Origin of the sequence: Chromobacterium haemolyticum DSM 19808 (assembly GCF_000711885.1) — a bacterium.
In the GTDB taxonomy this organism is placed as follows: Bacteria; Pseudomonadota; Gammaproteobacteria; order Burkholderiales; family Chromobacteriaceae; genus Chromobacterium; species Chromobacterium haemolyticum.
On the sequence record NZ_JONK01000004.1, the window covers coordinates 165,654 to 181,202 of the forward strand.

The window sequence follows — 15,549 nt, forward strand, 5'->3', positions numbered from 1 at the left end:
TCATGCCGGCCAGTCCGATTGGACAGGCCGCAGCCACAGGCCGGCGAAATCGGTCCAGCCGTTTTCACTCATTTGCAGGCCGGCCAGTTGCGGGCTGGCCTGATGTCCCTGGCGCTCATGAGACAGCGGCAGCACCCAGCCTTCCGCGCACAGCCAATCTCCGATGGCGGCGTATCCGGCCATGCGCCGCCTGCTGTCCGCTTGGCGCTGAATATCCCGCAACTGCGCGTTCAGCCGCGCCTGCGCCTCCGCGCTCAAGCCGCGCTGCAACGGCTGCCGGGTGCCCAGCCACTCATGGCAGCTATAGTCGCGATCGTCGTGCAGTACCTCGCTGCACAGCATGAGATCGGCCTGCCGCCACCAGTCTTGGTCGTGAAAAAAAGCGCGTCTGCTGAGGGCGTGGATCTCCAACTCAATGGCCAGTCCGGCCAGGCGTTGACGGATAGCGGCGGCCAGCGGCGGGAAACAGGGCAGGTCGTAATGGAACAGGCGCAGCCGGGTGCGGTCGAGCCGAGGCCGGCGCTCTGCTTGCGGCAAGGGATGGCGCCAGCCTGGCAGCAGGCCTAGCGCCGGCGTTTGCAGGGCGTCGTTGGCCTGGACCAGCGCCGGCTCCGCCAGCCAGCGCATCAGCGGTGCGCGTTCGCTGTCAGGCAGCGCCGGATTCAGCAGCAAATAAGTGCAAGCGGATTGCAGCCTGCCGTTGGCGTCGTCGTTGGCGTAATCCAGACGCAGGTGGAAGTCTTGGCCGTCGTTGCCGGAGGGAATGAACCACAGTTCGATCTCGTCCAGCAGCGCCCGTTCGCGGTAATGGTTGGCGAAGGCGGCCAGGCTCAGACGCTGCTCGCTGTGACGCAGCGCCCGGAACGGCCCGCTGCCTATCGGGAGGCGGTCGAAGTCGGCATTGCGCCGCAAGGGGACGATGGAACTGTTGGCGGTGGCCAGCCGCTGCGGCCAGAGAAAATCGCCGTCGTCCAAGCGGCAGCTGAAGGACAGCGTGTCGTGGACCTCGACCGAGCTCAGGTGGCGGTATTGCCGCTGATAGGGGTTGTCCGGTTCGCGCAGGCGCAACAGGCTGGCGGCCACGGCGTCGGCTTGCAAGAGCGAGCCGTCGTGGAATTGCAGGCCGGGGCGCAGCCAGAAGCGCCAGCGTCGGGCCTCGGCGTCGCTTTCCCAGTAGTGAGCCAGGCCGCCCTGCAGGCTTTGCAAGGCGCGGTCGAAGCGGCATAGCCGGTCGAAAATCTGCCGGACCAGATGGGACTCAAGCCGGCCGCTGACGGTGATCGGGTCCAGGCTCAACGGCGCATGCGGTATCGGGATGCGCAGGCAGCGGCCTTGCGCGGCGCTGCCCAGGTATTGTGGCAGCGCGCTCAGCAATTGTTCACGCCGCTGCGGTGGCAATTGAGCGAAAGCCTGCTCCAGTTTGCCGTCGCGCAGCAGGTGCTGCAGACGCTCCCATTCCAACTGCTCCGGCCGGCAGAGCAGGCTTAGCCGCGATTTGCGGCCGCGTCCCCGGCCCGGCTCCCAGGACAGCCAGCCGCGCGCGCGCATCTTGGCCAGTTGCAAACGGGCGTTGCGCTCGCTGCACTTCCACAGCGCGCACAGTTCGGCCAGCCCCGGCTGCGCGGGCTGCGCGGGCTGCGCAGGCTGCGCAGGCTGCCGGTCGGCGTAGGCCTGATGCAGCGCCTGATATTGTTGTTCCAGCTTCATGTTTGCTTCCCGCTGAGGACTCCGCTAAAAGCGGAAGCGATTTGTTCTGTTTTCATCCATTTTTGCGTTCCGCTTTTAGCAGGATACTGGGGGCACTTCCTGTTTGCATAGGCGTTGGCATGATTGACGAAAAAGAAATCCAGGTGCGTTGCTTGCTGGCCAGCTCCTGGTTGTTGACGATGAGCCGGGCGGTGATCGCGCCCTTGCTGGTGCTGACTCTGGGGCGGCAACTGAGCTTGAACGGCGAGCAGACCGGTTTGCTGCTGGGCGGAGTCTTGCTGCTGTCGGCCTTGATGGGCTTGTACGGCGGCCATTTGCTGGATCATTGGCCGCGGCGGCCGGTGCTGTTGGGCTCTGTGGCGTTGATCGCGCTGAATTATCTAGTGCTGCCGTTGAGCCAGCAGTTGTGGTGGAGCGCGTTGGCGCTGGCGCTCAGCGAGATAGGCCAGGCGGTGCACAGCATCGCTATCAAGGCCTTGATCAGCGATTTGCTGCCGCCGGAGCGGCGCGGCAAGGCTTTCTCCTTGCGCTACACCCTGGCCAACGTCGGCTGGGCGCTGGGGCCGCTGCTGTGCAGCCTGCTGCTGGCCTGGGGAGGCGACTGGCCGTTCTGGTGCGCGATCGTGTTGGCCGCGGCGGGAGGCCTGGCGACCCCGCGCGGCTCCTGTGCGCCTCGCCGGGAGGCCGGCGCGCCGGCTCCGGGCTTTCTGGCGACGCTGGGCCGTTTGCGGCAAGACCGGGTGCTGGTCTTGTTCACCCTGAGCTGTGCCTTGGCCAACTTGGTGTACGCCCGCTTTTCCAGTTATCTGCCCCTGTATCTGATGCAGTCGCTGCCGGAGGCCGAGGTGTTGCGTTGGATGTCGGCGCTGATCAGCTGCAACGCGGTTGGCGTGGTTTTGCTGCAATATCCGCTGGGCCGGCGGATCGGGGGCTCCGGTTTGATGAAAGCCATCGGCGCCGGCTTCCTCCTGCTGGGGCTGGGGACTTTGGGCTTGGGCTGGGCGCCCGGCGGGCTGCTGGGCATGTGCGCTGCGATGCTGGTGTTCACCGTGGGGGAGATCGTGCTGGTGCCGGCCGAATACCTGTACATAGACGCGATCGCGCCGGAGGACTGCAAAGGCGTCTACTACGGCGCGCAGAATCTGGCCAGCCTGGGCGGGGCGTTGGGGCCGATGTTGGCCGGCTGGATGTTGGCCCGCGCGTCCGGCGGGGTGTTGTTCGCTGTGATGGCGAGCTTGTGCATGCTGGCCTGGTGGCTGGCGTTGCGCGGCGAGGCCTTGCGACAGGCCCGGAGCATCGGGTGCTGGCAGGCTGCGGCTTTGAAGATCTGAGAACCTGTTTACGATCTGCTGCGCGTCGGCGATACGGCGCTGAAAGCCCTTTCGAAATGCTCATGTTCCGTGTGTACGCTCCGCTTTCTCCGCCGTTTTCACCTTGGCTTGCGAGATGGAGTACCGGTTGTGACGCGTGGCGAGCTTTCTCTTTGACGACATTTTTGTCATGATCAAGCGCTTGTTTGAATCGTCGCGCAGACGACGAAGCAGACGCCGATACGAGGAGAACGCATGGAAAAGCGCCAGCAAGACCACTTTGTCGCGGTGGGCGACGAGCAACTGTATCTGAAACGCATTTATTGCCGGGAGGACGGCCCGCCGGTGTTGCTGCTGCACGGGGTGATGGCCAGCGGCCGCACTTTTTACAGCGAGTCCGGTCGAGGGCTGGCCCATTACTTGGCCGAGGCTGGCTGCGATGTATTTGTGGCCGACCTGCGCGGCCGCGGCCGCAGCCTGCCCAAGATCAGCCGGGCTTCGCGCCACGGGCAGACCGAGACCATTTGCGAGGATCTGCCGGCGCTGCATCGCCACATTCGCGAACTCAAGAACGGCGCGCCGTTGCATTGGATGGCGCATTCCTGGGGCGGGGTGCACATGTCCAGCTCACTGATCCGTTTTCCCGAGCTGGCGGAGCAAGTGGCCAGCCTGGTCTACTTCGGCAGCAAGCGCAGCGTGAGGGTGCGCAATCTGAACAAGCTGGTGGAGGTGGACTTCATGTGGAATATCGCCTCGCGTGTGTTGATACGCCTGTTCGGCTACCTGCCGGCGCGGCGCATCCGGCTGGGGGCGGACGATGAGAGCGACAAGAGTCATCTGCAAAGCAAGCTGTGGGCGCAGCCCAAGCCCTGGGTGGATAGCGACGACGGCTTCGACTACGGCGCCGCCGCCCAAAGCGCGCGCTTGCCGCCGGCCTTGTATTTCGCCGCCGGCAACGATCCCTGTCGCGGCCATCCTGAAGACGTGCGCCGTTTTCGCGATGAATCCGGTCCGCATCTGTCGCGGCTGCGTCTGCTGTCGCGGCGCGCCGGCCACCTGCACGACTACAACCATGTGTCATTATTGACTCATCCTGATGCCATCCGGGACCATTTCCCGCTGGTATTGGCATGGCTGCATGGGCGGTATGAGGAGGTCGTCGAAAATTACTGATAAATCACATTTTCCTGGACGCGCGGCTGTGGTAGAAATCGCGCCTGGGAGAATGAACCATGACACAAGACTTTGAAGTTTCGCCCTATTTGCTAGGGCCCGTTATCGACAACCTTGCCGAACAGGGCTGGGTCGTGGACCGCAGCCTGTTCACCGTTGAAGAAATCCGCCTGCTGCGCGAGGAGTGCCTGATCAACTGGCAGCAGGGAAAATTCCATGAGGCCGCCGTTGGGCGCGCCGCGCAGCAGAACCGCCGCAGTGAAATCCGTTCGGATTCGGTGCTGTGGCTGGAGCCGGAGCAAGCGGACTCCGCCGCCTCCTTGTATTTCTCCAAGCTGGATGCCGTCCGACAGGCGGTCAACCAGGCGTTTTACATGGGCCTGGAAGACTTGGAGTCCCACTTCGCCGTGTATCCGCAGGGCGCTTTCTATAAAAAACACCTGGACCGCTTTCGCGACGACGACGCGCGCGCGCTGACGGCGGTGCTTTATCTGAACGATGACTGGCCGGCCGAGGCCGGCGGCGAGATGCGCCTGTACCTGGACGAGGAGGGCGAGCGTCATGTCGATGTCCGGCCGGAAGCCGGCACCCTGGCGCTGTTTTTGTCCGACCGCTTCTGGCATGAAGTGTTGCCGGCCGGCCGGCAGCGTTTGTCCATCACCGGTTGGTTTCGCCGCCGCATGGCGACGGCGGCCGGCTGGTAGCCTGGCGGGTCGTGCTAGAATCTTCGCCAAGGATTCCGCATATAAAGGACAGTGAAGATGTCAGGCAATACCATGGGGTTGTTGTTCACGGTGACTTCCTTCGGCGAAAGCCACGGCCCGGCCATTGGCTGCGTGGTGGACGGCTGCCCGCCGGGGCTGGAGATCAACGAAGCCGACATCCAGGCGGAACTGGACCGGCGCAAGCCCGGCACCAGCCGTCACGTCACCCAGCGCCGCGAGCCGGACTCGGTGGAAATCCTGTCCGGCGTGTACGAGGGCAAGACCACCGGCACGCCGATCGCGCTGCTGATCCGCAATACTGATCAGCGCAGCAAGGACTACGGAAATATCGCCGACACCTTCCGTCCCGGTCATGCGGATTATTGCTATTGGCATAAGTACGGCATCCGCGACCCGCGCGGCGGCGGCCGTTCTTCCGCCCGCGAAACGGCGGTGCGGGTGGCCGCCGGCGCCATCGCCAAGAAATGGCTGCATGAACGCTACGGCATCGTTATCCGCGGCCATATGACTCAGATCGGGGAAGTGGCCATTCCCTTCAAAGCCTGGGAGCATGTGTCCGGCAATCCCTTCTTTGCAGCAGACCCCGAGGTGGTGCCGCAGCTGGAGAGCTATATGGACAGCGTGCGCAAGAGTCTGGACTCCATCGGCGCGCGGCTGCGGGTGGTGGCCGAGAACGTGCCGGTGGGCTGGGGCGAGCCGGTGTTCGACCGTCTTGACGCCGACATCGCCCACGCAATGATGAGCATTAACGCGGTCAAGGGCGTGGAAATCGGCGCCGGCTTTGGCTGCGTGACCCAGCGCGGCAGCGAGCACGGCGACGAACTGACGCCACAGGGCTTCGCCAGCAATCACGCCGGCGGCGTGCTTGGCGGGATCTCCACCGGCCAGGACATCGAGGTTTCCATCGCCATTAAGCCGACGTCTTCCATCGCCCAGCCGCGCCGCTCGATAGACAAGCAAGGCCAGCCGCTGACCATGGAAACCCACGGCCGCCACGATCCTTGCGTCGGCATCCGAGCCACCCCCATCGCAGAGGCGATGCTGGCGCTGGTGTTGATCGACCACGCTTTGCGTCATCGCGCGCAATGCGGCGATGTTTCGGTAGATACTCCCAGAATTGCCGGCCGAATCGGCTAGACTGTAAACCGTAAGCCGGGACGACGCCGGCATATCCGGTAGGATGGAACATGCTGAAAAATCTGATCAGCGGCCTGACCGGCCGTATGAAGAAATCTTCGGACTCCACGAGCGACGAACAGCCTGTGCCCGCGCCGTTCACCGAGCTGGCTCACGACTCGCCGGCCAGCCGGCAGTTGGAGAACGCGCCGCCGCTGGATTTGCCGCCCACTTTGGGCTTCGTTTCGCATCAGCCGGTGATGGACAGGCTGCAGCGGGTGGTGGCTTACGATTTCTTTGTGCGTCAGGGCAAGCGCAATATCGCAGCCGGCAAGCAGCAGGAGTTTGACAGGCTGATGCTCAGCACCCTGCAGAATATGGACATTTTCCGCTTGCTGGCCTTCCGCCGCGCCTTTGTCCATATCTCCATCGACACCCTGGACGAGCCGATGCTGTCGAATATGCCGGCCAGCAGCGTGATCTTCGTGCTGGAGCCGTCGCAGACCGGTTCGGTGTCCGAGGATATGATCAAGCGGCTGGACGCGCTTAAGCAAAAAGCGATGCGTTTCGCGCTGGAGCCGGCCGCCTATGATCCGGGCTGCTTGCCGGCCCATCTGCAGAACGATCTTTTCAGCCGCATGGACTTCATGATTCTGGATTTCGACGCGCCATCGGCCAAGGTGTTGGAGCCGATTCTGGATCAATTGCCCAAGCGTTACCCCACTGTGCGCTGGATGGCGCGCAATGTCGGCACCGCGGAGGATCTGGATGTCTGTCTGCGCGGGCCGGGACATAATCGCTTCGCCCTGTTCCACGGGCCTTTCATCGCCACCGTCCGCGCGCTGGAAGGCGGCAAGGTGGATGCCAGCCAGACCCGGGTGCTGCAAATCATGCGCATGTTGCGCGCCAATGCCGCGGCCGCCGAGATCGAAACCCAGTTCAAGCTGGACTCCGTGTTGCTGTTCAAATTGCTGCGTTTCATGAATTCGCCGGTGCACGGCCTGTCGCGCAAGGTGCAGACCATAGAGGAAACCTTGCTGCTGCTGGGCCGGGAAACCTTGTTCAAGTGGCTGTCCATGCTGCTGTTCACCTCGCGCAAGGACGACGGCACCGCGGTGTCGCTGCTGGAAAAATCACTGATCCGCGCCCGCTTGCTGGAGCGCATGGGCAGCTACCGCGGCAACCGTGTGGAGGCCGAGCATCTATTCCTCACCGGCATGTTTTCCATGCTGGACGTTTTGCTGGGCGCGCCTTTCCCCGATGTACTGGACCCGCTGGAGCTGGCCTCGCCTGTGCGCGAGGCGGTGGTGGAACAACGCGGCATGTTCGCGCCTTTCCTGTCGATGGCGCTGGCTTGCGAGCAGGGTGACACTGAACAGATCGAGGCGCTGGCCAAGGTGTTGGATTTCGACGTCGATTTGGTCAACCAGTACTATATGGATGCCGCGGTATGGGCGCAGGTAGTGTTGCGCGATAGCGAGGTTCATAACAATGTGGAGGCGGTCTGAGAGGGTGTTAGCTATCGCCTCCGGACCATAAACAAGGCCGCGCCCTTAGGCGCGGCCTTGTGCTATCCGCCGGCTTATTGCTGGCCCTTGTTCTGAGCGGCCGCGTCGTCGGCGCCTGGCGCCGCGCGACGATCTCCCGGAGGTTCGCCATGAGGCGCTCCGCCGGGAGGGGCTCCATGTTGCGGACCGCCGTCGGCATTGCCGGGAGCATGGCCGCCTTGCGGGCCTCCCTCGTGATTGCCGCCGGAGCCTGGGCCGCCACCTTCATGTCCACCTCCGCCGGAACCGCCGCCTCCGCCGTCATGTCCGCCTCCGCCGGAACCTCCGCCTCCGCCGTCATGCCCGCCGCCGCCGGAACCGCCCCCGCCACCGTCATGTCCTCCTCCGCCGGAACCGCCGCCTCCGCCGGAACCGCCGCCTCCGCCGTCATGTCCGCCTCCGCCGGAACCGCCCCCTCCGCCTTCATGTCCGCCGCCGCCGGAACCTCCTCCTCCGTCATGTCCACTGCCACCTGCCTGGCTGAACAGCGGGCCGTGTGGAGGAGAGAAGGGCAAGGCAGGCGTGGACAGCGAACCTAAGGCGCAAACCAGCGCGGTTAGCAAGGGCAGGCGTTTCATTGGGCAGTCTCCTTGAACGGTGGCCGGCAGCCGTGAAAGCGGTGCCGGCGCGGATGAAGTCCGAACGCTTCAGCATAGCCGCTAAACCGCGATGACGCCGTGGCGAGCAAGGAGAAATGCGTGTGGCGTCAGCCGCCCCTCAACCCTAGCGCGTAGCGTATCGCTTCGCGCTTCAGCGGGCCGGCGTGATTGGCCAGGCGCATCCCCAGCTTGCGCGCCAGCCGCAGCGGGGCAATGTCGTTGCCAAAACCATAGCAGAAGGCGTCCATCGCGGTTTGCATGGCCAGATTGGCCGGTTTGCGCGCGCGCTGGTAGCGCTGCATCGCGTCGACGGCGGCAAAATCCCGGCCTTGGGCCGCGGCTTCAAGGATCACCTCGGCCAGTTTGGCCGCGTCCTGGAAGCCCAGGTTCACGCCTTGGCCGGCCAGCGGGTGGATGGTGTGGGCGGCGTCGCCCACCAGAGCCACGCCGTCCTTGACATAGCGCTGCGCGTGGCGGCGGGTCAGCGCAAAGCTGCCCTTGGCCACGATGCGGCGGATATTGCCCAGCTTGCGCGGAAAGGCCGCGTGAAAGGCCGCGGCCAGTTCCGCCTCGTCCAGCGCCAGCAAACGCTGGACTTCCGGAGGGCGGTGATACCAGACCAAGGATCCGTATTGGCCGGTCAGCGGTAAAAAGGCTTGCGGACCAGTGGGGGTGAAGCGTTGCCAGGTGATGTCCTGCTGTGTTTGTTCCTGCTCGCAGCAGGCCACCAGCGCGTGCATTGGATAATCCCAGCTGGTGACGCCGATCCCGGCGGCATCGCGCACCGATGAGCGCGCGCCGTCGGCGGCGACCAGCAAGCGGGCGCTCAACTGACGGCCGTCCTCCAGTTCCACGCGCGAGGCGAAGGGCTGGTAGACGATGCGGCGGATGGCGGCCGGCGCCAGATAGTCGATGTCCGCTTTTCCCAGCAGGGCTTGGGTGGCGGCCAATTGCGCCACTCGGTTCTCCACGATGTGCCCGAGGGCCGCTTCGCCGGCCTCCTCGGCGGTGAACAGCGTGCCGTCGATTTCCTCGTCTTCCCACACCTGCATGCGCAGATAGGGGGCCGCGCGCATTTCCAGGACCGCGTCCCAGGCGCCGATGCCCGCCAGAAAACGCGCCGATGCGGGGCTGATCGCCGAAACCCGCAGATCCGGCGGCTGAGTCGCGTCGAACGGGGCGGGCGGCGTCTGCTCCAGCACCGCAATGCTCAGGCCGTGGCCGGACAGCGCGGCGGCAAGCGCCGAGCCCACCATGCCGCCGCCGACGATGAGAATATCGCTGTGTTGCATAAATCCCTTTCCAATCGTTTGCCCGCGCTTTCCCCGAGCGCCAGGTCGCGCGCCAGCATAGCCCAGAGGAGGCGCCGCGCGTCTTGGTCTGGATCAAGCCGTTTGCGGTTCCGCCGCCAGCAGCGCGCGCAGCCGCGGCACCACGTGTTGGATGAACACCTCGTTCTTGCGCGGCAACGGGTGCCGGTAAGGGTAGACCAGAAAAGCCGGCCAGCAGTCGTGGCTCCAGCCCGGCAGCACCGGCACCAACTGGCCGGTGGCGAGAAAGCTGTTGGCCACGTAGTGGGGCAGCAGCGCCAGGCCACAGCCGGCCACCGCGCCGGAAACCAGCGGAGAATACTGATTGCAACTGAGCACCGGCCGTACCGGCATGCGCACATAGACACCGTCTTTTTCCAGCGCCCATTCCACTGTTTCGCTGGGGGCCTTGCTGGAGTCGTACAGCACGCGGTGCAGGCACAAGTCCTCCGGGTGTTCCAGCCTGGGGGCTTGCGCAAGGTAGCCGGGCGAGGCGTAGACGGTTTCGCGCATGAAGCCCAGCGGTTTGGCCACCAGTCCGTCGTCGTAGACATTACGGGTGCGCACGCAAAAATCCAGTCCTTCGGCCACAGGGTCTTGCAGCCGGTTTTCCACTTGCAACTGCATCTCCAGCCCCGGGTACTGATTGGAGAGCTCCGACAAGATGGGCACCAGCAGGAACTGGGCGAAGGCCGAGGCGGAGCTGATCACCAGCGGCCCTTCCACGCAATCCTGAACATTGCCCACGTCGCCGCGCACCCGGTCCAGCATCTCGCGCAATTGGCGCGCGTGTATGGCCAGCCGTTGGCCGGCCTCGGTCAGCGCCACGCGCCGGGTATTGCGCAGCACCAGCACCGTGCCCAGCTCCAGCTCCAGTTGTTTGACCAATTGGCTGACGCGGCTTTTGGCGCATCCTAGCGCGTCGGCCGCCGCGGTGAAGCTGCCGTGGCGGGCCAGCGCGTCGAAAGCCAGCAGAGCATCTGGAGAGGGAGGGTGGTTTGTTTTCATTTCAGAACAGTGTGTGGGTATTTCACGGATTTTATTGTATGGGCATGTAGATTAGCATGCTTGCGTGATCAATAGCAGAACAATTGGAGCGCATCATGACATGGGGAGCCAAGGAGGGATGGAGCCGGTTTTGGAGGTGGCTGGGCCGCTTGTGGTGGCAGGGCATGCAGGCCCACGCACGGCGTGCGCTTCGCGACGAAACCGAGGAGCTGGAGCGCGTGAGGTATGCGGCGTCGAGCGGGGGGCGGCAGTGCGCCAATCCGGTCGATTGTGCCCGGAACCGACGGGTATTTCATTAACCGTGATGTTGAATCGAGGAGAAACGAAAATGCAGGATACCAGAGCGATAGTGACGGGGTTTTTGAACGAGGTGCGTTCCGGACGCAATCCGGATGCGGCGAGCGATTATCTGGCGGCTAAGGTATTGGCGCATCAACTGGTGGCGGAGTCGCCGTACACGCTGGAGCGCAGCCCGGCGGATTACGCGGCTCACGTGCGCGAGTTCCTGCGCGACTACGGCGCTTTCGAACTTCGGGTGGACGAACTGCTGGTGGACGGAGACAAGGCGTACGCGCGCTGGACTCAGATTGGGCGGAACCTGGCCGGGAGCGGCGAGCCGGTTCGGCAAATCGGCAGCGCCTGCTATCGGGTGGAGAAGGGGCGTATTGTTGAGTATTGGATACAAAGCAGCTGAGCTGTCGTCGCCGCTTGCATGCCGCGCATCTATTGATTAACTTTTTGTCATAATTATGTGTTAATTGCAGGTCAATTAATATCGTCTTTCAGTTTTATCAAACATGGCCGATATTGCATAAATATAATGACCGCCAAGATGACAATAAGGAGTTGTACATGGGGATGCTTGGACGCAAGCGCCAACTGGCGCTTTGTCTGCTGTTGTTGACGGCTCAGGCTTGGGCGGAAGAGGCCGCGCCGGCCGAAGGGTCTCAGCCCAAGACGGTGATCAAGTTGCCGCTGAAGTTGAAGGCGGCGGCGCCCGATGCCCACAAGGCGGAACCGGCCAAGCCGGCAGCGCCGGCGGCGGAACATAAGACCGAAGCCAAACCGGCCGCCAAGGCGGAGGTCAAGCCCGAAGCGAAACACGCGGAAGCCAAGCCGGCTGAAGCCAAACAGGCCGAATCCAAGCCGCCGGAAAAAATGGAGCCGGCGGTGAAGATGGCGCCGCCGCCGACGGCCAAGAATTTGAGCGAGCCCAGCCCGGAAGTGCATGCGCCGGTGAAAAAGCGCCGCGCGGCCAAGCCCAAGCGCAAGGCGGTGCCGGTCGAGCACGGCGACGCGCATCTGGCTTCCGAGGCCCAGCAGGTGCGCAGCGTGGTGAACGCCATCGTCGAAGCCAACGCCCGCTATATGAAGTCGCATGACAAGGCCTATTTCGAGCGCTTCGCCGAGCATCAGAGCCCGCGCGCCACTGTGGTGACCTGCTCGGACTCACGGGTGCAAACCAACTCCTTCCACGGCGATGCGGTCAACGACCTGTTCATGGTGCGCGACATCGGCAATCAATTGGCCACCGCCGAGGGCTCGGTCGAATACGGGGTGCGGCATTTGCATACCCCCTTGCTGATCATCATCGGCCATGCCGCTTGCGGCGCGATCAAAGCCGCCTCCGGCGACTACGGCGGGCTGGAACCGGCGATACGCAAAGAGTTGGCCACCATCGATATTCCCAAGGGCATTGACCCCACCAACGGCGCGTTATTGAACGTCAACAACCAGGTGGAAACCGCGATCATGACCTTCGCCGGGGAGGTGGAGGGGGGCAAGCTGGCGGTGCTGGGCGCGTTCTACGATTTCCGCAACGATCTGAAGCAAGGCTACGGCAAGCTGGTGATCACTAATCTGAACGGCGAGACAGATCCGGCCAAGATCCGCGAAATGACTCGCGCCGGCCAGTTCTTTAAGTACAGCTTTATGAAATAGCGGCGCGCCGCTTTTTCGCTTCGCCGTCATGGCCGCCGTCAGGCGGCCATTTTATTTGCACGGCGCGGGCGCGGTAGCGCCGTCATTACAGCCGGCGTGCGCTGATTTCCCTCCATGATTCCGACTGAGACATTTTTTCTCCGCTTAATCCGTATTTGTTTGGCAATGCGCAAAAACGAATATCGTTTTTTCGCTTAGCATGAGCTTATTGATGCCGCCGCTACGGTTTCGCGTTTGCGAGCGACAGGGTTTTTCCGCGCTGAAAGCGTATTGATGTAATGCGCTTGCTACAAAAAAGTTTTTAAGCGATGAGAATGAGCGGTGAATGGACAATAATATTGTCTAGATTGTATTTTCATAAATGAAAATAAATTGTCACCAATTAGTCATTCTCTCGCCGCAACAGGTTTAACTGTTTGGGAGACTTGAAATGACCGTTAGCAATGAACTGGAACTGGACGCGCTGGTGGCGCGGGTGAAAAAAGCACAAGCCGTGTTTGCGGGCTTCAGCCAGGAGCAGGTGGATCACATCTTCCGCTCGGCGGCGCTGGCCGCCGCGGACGCGCGGATACCGCTGGCCAAGATGGCGGTGGCGGAAACCGGCATGGGCGTGTTGGAGGACAAGGTGATCAAAAACCACTTCGCCTCCGAATACATCTACAACAAGTACAAGGACGATAAAACCTGCGGCGTGCTGGCCGAGGACGACACCTTCGGCACCATCACCATCGCCGAGCCGATCGGCCTGATCTGTGGCATCGTGCCCACCACCAACCCCACCTCCACCGCCATTTTCAAGGCCTTGATTTCCTTGAAGACGCGCAACGGCATCATTTTCTCGCCGCACCCGCGCGCCAAGCGCTCCACTTGCGAAGCGGCGCGCTTGGTGTTGCAGGCGGCGGTGGCGGCCGGCGCTCCGCCGGATATCATCGGCTGGATAGACGAGCCTTCGGTGGCCTTGTCCAATCAGCTGATGCACCACCCTGACCTCAACTTGATTCTGGCCACCGGCGGGCCGGGCATGGTGCGCGCCGCTTACTCCTCAGGCAAGCCGGCTATCGGCGTGGGCGCCGGCAATACTCCGGCGGTGATAGACGAAACCGCCGACATCAAGCGCGCCGTCGCCTCCATCCTGATGTCCAAGACCTTCGACAACGGCGTGGTGTGCGCGTCGGAGCAGTCCGTCATCATTGTCGACGAAATCTACGAGGCGGTGCGCGAGCGCTTTGCCAAGCACGGCGGCTACATTCTGTCCAAACGCGAAGCGGAGGCGGTGCGCAAAGTGATTCTGCAAGACGGCGGCCTCAACGCCGCCATCGTTGGCCAGAGCGCGGCCAAGATCGCCGCGATGGCCGGCATCGAAACGCCGCCGGCCACCAAGGTGCTGATCGGCGAAGTCAGCGATGTATCCGCCGCCGAAGCCTTTGCCCATGAAAAACTGTCGCCGACGTTGGCGATGTACCGCGCCAGCGACTTCATCGACGCTTGCGACAAGGCCGCGGCGCTGGTGGCGATGGGCGGCATCGGCCACACCTCGGCGCTGTATACCGATCAGGACTTGCAAGGGGAGCGCATCCGCTACTTTGGCGACAAGATGAAAACCGCGCGCATCCTGATCAACACGCCGTCGTCGCAAGGCGGCATCGGCGACCTTTACAACTTCAGCCTGGCGCCTTCGCTGACCCTGGGCTGCGGCTCCTGGGGCGGCAATTCGATCTCGGAAAACGTAGGCCCCAAACACTTGATCAACAAGAAGACCGTGGCCAAGAGGGCCGAAAACATGCTGTGGCATAAGCTGCCCAAGTCCATTTATTTCCGCCGCGGCTGCCTGCCGGTGGCGCTGGAAGACCTGTCCGGCAAACGCCGCTGCCTGATCGTCACCGGCCAGTATCTGTTCGACAATGGTTTCGTGGACGAGCCTATCCGCCTGCTGAAGAAAATGGGTTTGGAGGTGGAGGTGTTCTTCGAGGTGCCGGCCGATCCGACGCTGGCGGTGGTGCGCAAGGGCGCGGACCTGGCGCATGCTTTCAAGCCTGACGTGATCATGGCCTTGGGCGGCGGGTCGCCGATGGACGCGGCCAAGATCATGTGGGTGATGTATGAGCATCCGGAAGTGCATTTCGAAGACTTGGCGCTGCGCTTCATGGACATCCGCAAACGGATTTACCAGTTCCCTAAACTGGGGCGCAAAGCGGAGTTGGTGGCGGTGCCCACCACCTCCGGCACCGGTTCGGAAGTGACGCCGTTCGCCGTGGTCACCGATGAGAACACCGGGGTCAAATACCCGATCGCCGACTACGAACTGACGCCGAACATGGCCATCGTGGACGCCAACCTGGTGATGAACATGCCCAAGTCGCTGACCGCCTTCGGCGGCATCGACGCGGTGACTCATGCGCTGGAAGCCTACGTTTCGGTGATGGCCAACGAGTATTCGGACCCACAGGCTTTGCAGGCGCTGAAGCTGTTGAAGGATTACCTGCCGTCCGCCTATCGCAACGGCGCGGGCGATCCCAAGGCGCGCGAGCAGGTGCACAACGCCGCCACCATCGCCGGCATCGCCTTCGCCAACGCTTTCCTCGGCGTTTGCCATTCGATGGCGCACAAGATCGGCGCCGAATTTGGCCTGGCCCACGGCCTGGCCAACGCGCTCTTGATCAGCAATGTGATTCGCTACAACGCCGCCGATGTGCCCACCAAGCAGACCGCCTTCAGCCAGTACGACCGGCCCAAGAGTGTGGCGCGCTATGCTGAAATCGCCCGCCACCTGGGCCTGGAGGCCAGCCGCGACCACGAGCGGGTGGAGAAGCTGATCGAATGGGTGGACGCGCTCAAGCGCACGCTGGACATTCCGGCGTCCATTCAGGCCGCCGGTGTGGCCGAGGCGGACTTCCTGGCCAAGGTGGACTTGCTGGCGGAGGCCGCTTTCGATGACCAGTGCACTGGCGCCAACCCGCGCTACCCGCTGATCAGCGAACTGAAACAGCTGCTGTTGGATAGCTATTACGGCCGTGCCTACAAGGAGAGTTGGGAGCGAGAGGCGGGCGCGGAAGCCAAGCCCGAGGCGCGCCCGGCCAAGGGCAAGCTTAAGGCGGTGTGAGCCCCGCAGCCGT

12 protein-coding genes are annotated in these 15,549 nt (G+C 63.3%); 8 read left to right on the top strand and 4 right to left on the bottom strand.

Annotated features, from left to right (window positions below; genetic code table 11):
• Window positions 1–1,707, bottom strand: a complete 1,707-nt coding sequence (locus BR71_RS02835) for an ABC transporter substrate-binding protein (RefSeq protein ID WP_052370283.1) — start codon at window positions 1,705–1,707, stop codon at window positions 1–3.
• Window positions 1,708–1,826: 119 nt separating this feature from the next.
• Between BR71_RS02835 and BR71_RS02845 the strand changes: the two genes are divergently transcribed.
• The 5 genes from BR71_RS02845 (at window position 1,827) to BR71_RS02865 (ending at window position 7,539) form a co-directional block, all read left to right on the top strand.
• Window positions 1,827–3,038 (top strand): MFS transporter, encoded by a 1,212-nt coding sequence (locus tag BR71_RS02845; protein ID WP_043632385.1) that lies wholly within the window; start codon window positions 1,827–1,829, stop codon window positions 3,036–3,038.
• A gap of 234 nt (window positions 3,039–3,272) precedes the next feature.
• Entirely contained in the window at window positions 3,273–4,190 is a 918-nt protein-coding gene (locus tag BR71_RS02850) for an alpha/beta fold hydrolase (protein WP_043632387.1), read from the top strand.
• Window positions 4,191–4,249: 59 nt separating this feature from the next.
• Window positions 4,250–4,894 (top strand): 2OG-Fe(II) oxygenase, encoded by a 645-nt coding sequence (locus BR71_RS02855; RefSeq protein ID WP_052052151.1) that lies wholly within the window; start codon window positions 4,250–4,252, stop codon window positions 4,892–4,894.
• A 57-nt stretch (window positions 4,895–4,951) separates the two neighbouring features.
• Window positions 4,952–6,052, top strand: a complete 1,101-nt coding sequence (gene aroC, locus BR71_RS02860) for a chorismate synthase (RefSeq protein WP_039755621.1) — start codon at window positions 4,952–4,954, stop codon at window positions 6,050–6,052.
• Window positions 6,053–6,102: 50 nt separating this feature from the next.
• Entirely contained in the window at window positions 6,103–7,539 is a 1,437-nt protein-coding gene (locus BR71_RS02865; RefSeq protein ID WP_043592691.1) for an EAL and HDOD domain-containing protein, read from the top strand.
• A 7-nt stretch (window positions 7,540–7,546) separates the two neighbouring features.
• On the opposite strand, the gene BR71_RS23975 is transcribed toward BR71_RS02865, so the two are convergent.
• The 3 genes from BR71_RS23975 to BR71_RS02880 all read right to left on the bottom strand — a co-directional run bounded on the left by BR71_RS23975 (window position 7,547) and on the right by BR71_RS02880 (window position 10,495).
• The gene (locus tag BR71_RS23975; protein ID WP_052370284.1) at window positions 7,547–8,038 is read right to left on the bottom strand and encodes a hypothetical protein; all 492 of its coding nucleotides are present in this window, start codon (window positions 8,036–8,038) and stop codon (window positions 7,547–7,549) included.
• A 246-nt stretch (window positions 8,039–8,284) separates the two neighbouring features.
• A complete protein-coding gene (locus tag BR71_RS02875; RefSeq protein WP_043632389.1) occupies window positions 8,285–9,469 on the bottom strand; it encodes an FAD-dependent monooxygenase in 1,185 nt (394 codons plus the stop codon).
• 93 nt (window positions 9,470–9,562) lie between these two features.
• The gene (locus tag BR71_RS02880) at window positions 9,563–10,495 is read right to left on the bottom strand and encodes a LysR family transcriptional regulator (protein WP_043592683.1); all 933 of its coding nucleotides are present in this window, start codon (window positions 10,493–10,495) and stop codon (window positions 9,563–9,565) included.
• 328 nt (window positions 10,496–10,823) lie between these two features.
• Here BR71_RS02880 and BR71_RS02890 point away from each other — a divergent pair, with 328 nt between their 5' ends.
• From BR71_RS02890 to adhE, 3 genes are all read left to right on the top strand, one after another.
• A complete protein-coding gene (locus BR71_RS02890) occupies window positions 10,824–11,189 on the top strand; it encodes an ester cyclase (protein WP_019102666.1) in 366 nt (121 codons plus the stop codon).
• Between the two features lie 158 nt (window positions 11,190–11,347).
• Complete coding sequence (locus tag BR71_RS24935) at window positions 11,348–12,436, top strand: carbonic anhydrase (protein ID WP_279625723.1); 1,089 nt, start codon at window positions 11,348–11,350, stop codon at window positions 12,434–12,436.
• Window positions 12,437–12,866: 430 nt separating this feature from the next.
• A complete protein-coding gene (gene adhE / locus BR71_RS02900) occupies window positions 12,867–15,536 on the top strand; it encodes a bifunctional acetaldehyde-CoA/alcohol dehydrogenase (protein WP_019102664.1) in 2,670 nt (889 codons plus the stop codon).
• Window positions 15,537–15,549 lie beyond the last annotated feature (13 nt).

Coding starts and splice junctions, on each gene's coding strand:
- BR71_RS02835 (WP_052370283.1), bottom strand. CDS start 1,707: ATGAAGCTGGAACAACAATATCAGGCGCTGCATCAGGCCTACGCCGAC.
- BR71_RS02845 (WP_043632385.1), top strand. CDS start 1,827: ATGATTGACGAAAAAGAAATCCAGGTGCGTTGCTTGCTGGCCAGCTCC.
- BR71_RS02850 (WP_043632387.1), top strand. CDS start 3,273: ATGGAAAAGCGCCAGCAAGACCACTTTGTCGCGGTGGGCGACGAGCAA.
- BR71_RS02855 (WP_052052151.1), top strand. CDS start 4,250: ATGACACAAGACTTTGAAGTTTCGCCCTATTTGCTAGGGCCCGTTATC.
- aroC (WP_039755621.1), top strand. CDS start 4,952: ATGTCAGGCAATACCATGGGGTTGTTGTTCACGGTGACTTCCTTCGGC.
- BR71_RS02865 (WP_043592691.1), top strand. CDS start 6,103: ATGCTGAAAAATCTGATCAGCGGCCTGACCGGCCGTATGAAGAAATCT.
- BR71_RS23975 (WP_052370284.1), bottom strand. CDS start 8,038: ATGACGGAGGAGGAGGTTCCGGCGGCGGCGGACATGAAGGCGGAGGGG.
- BR71_RS02875 (WP_043632389.1), bottom strand. CDS start 9,469: ATGCAACACAGCGATATTCTCATCGTCGGCGGCGGCATGGTGGGCTCG.
- BR71_RS02880 (WP_043592683.1), bottom strand. CDS start 10,495: ATGAAAACAAACCACCCTCCCTCTCCAGATGCTCTGCTGGCTTTCGAC.
- BR71_RS02890 (WP_019102666.1), top strand. CDS start 10,824: ATGCAGGATACCAGAGCGATAGTGACGGGGTTTTTGAACGAGGTGCGT.
- BR71_RS24935 (WP_279625723.1), top strand. CDS start 11,348: ATGGGGATGCTTGGACGCAAGCGCCAACTGGCGCTTTGTCTGCTGTTG.
- adhE (WP_019102664.1), top strand. CDS start 12,867: ATGACCGTTAGCAATGAACTGGAACTGGACGCGCTGGTGGCGCGGGTG.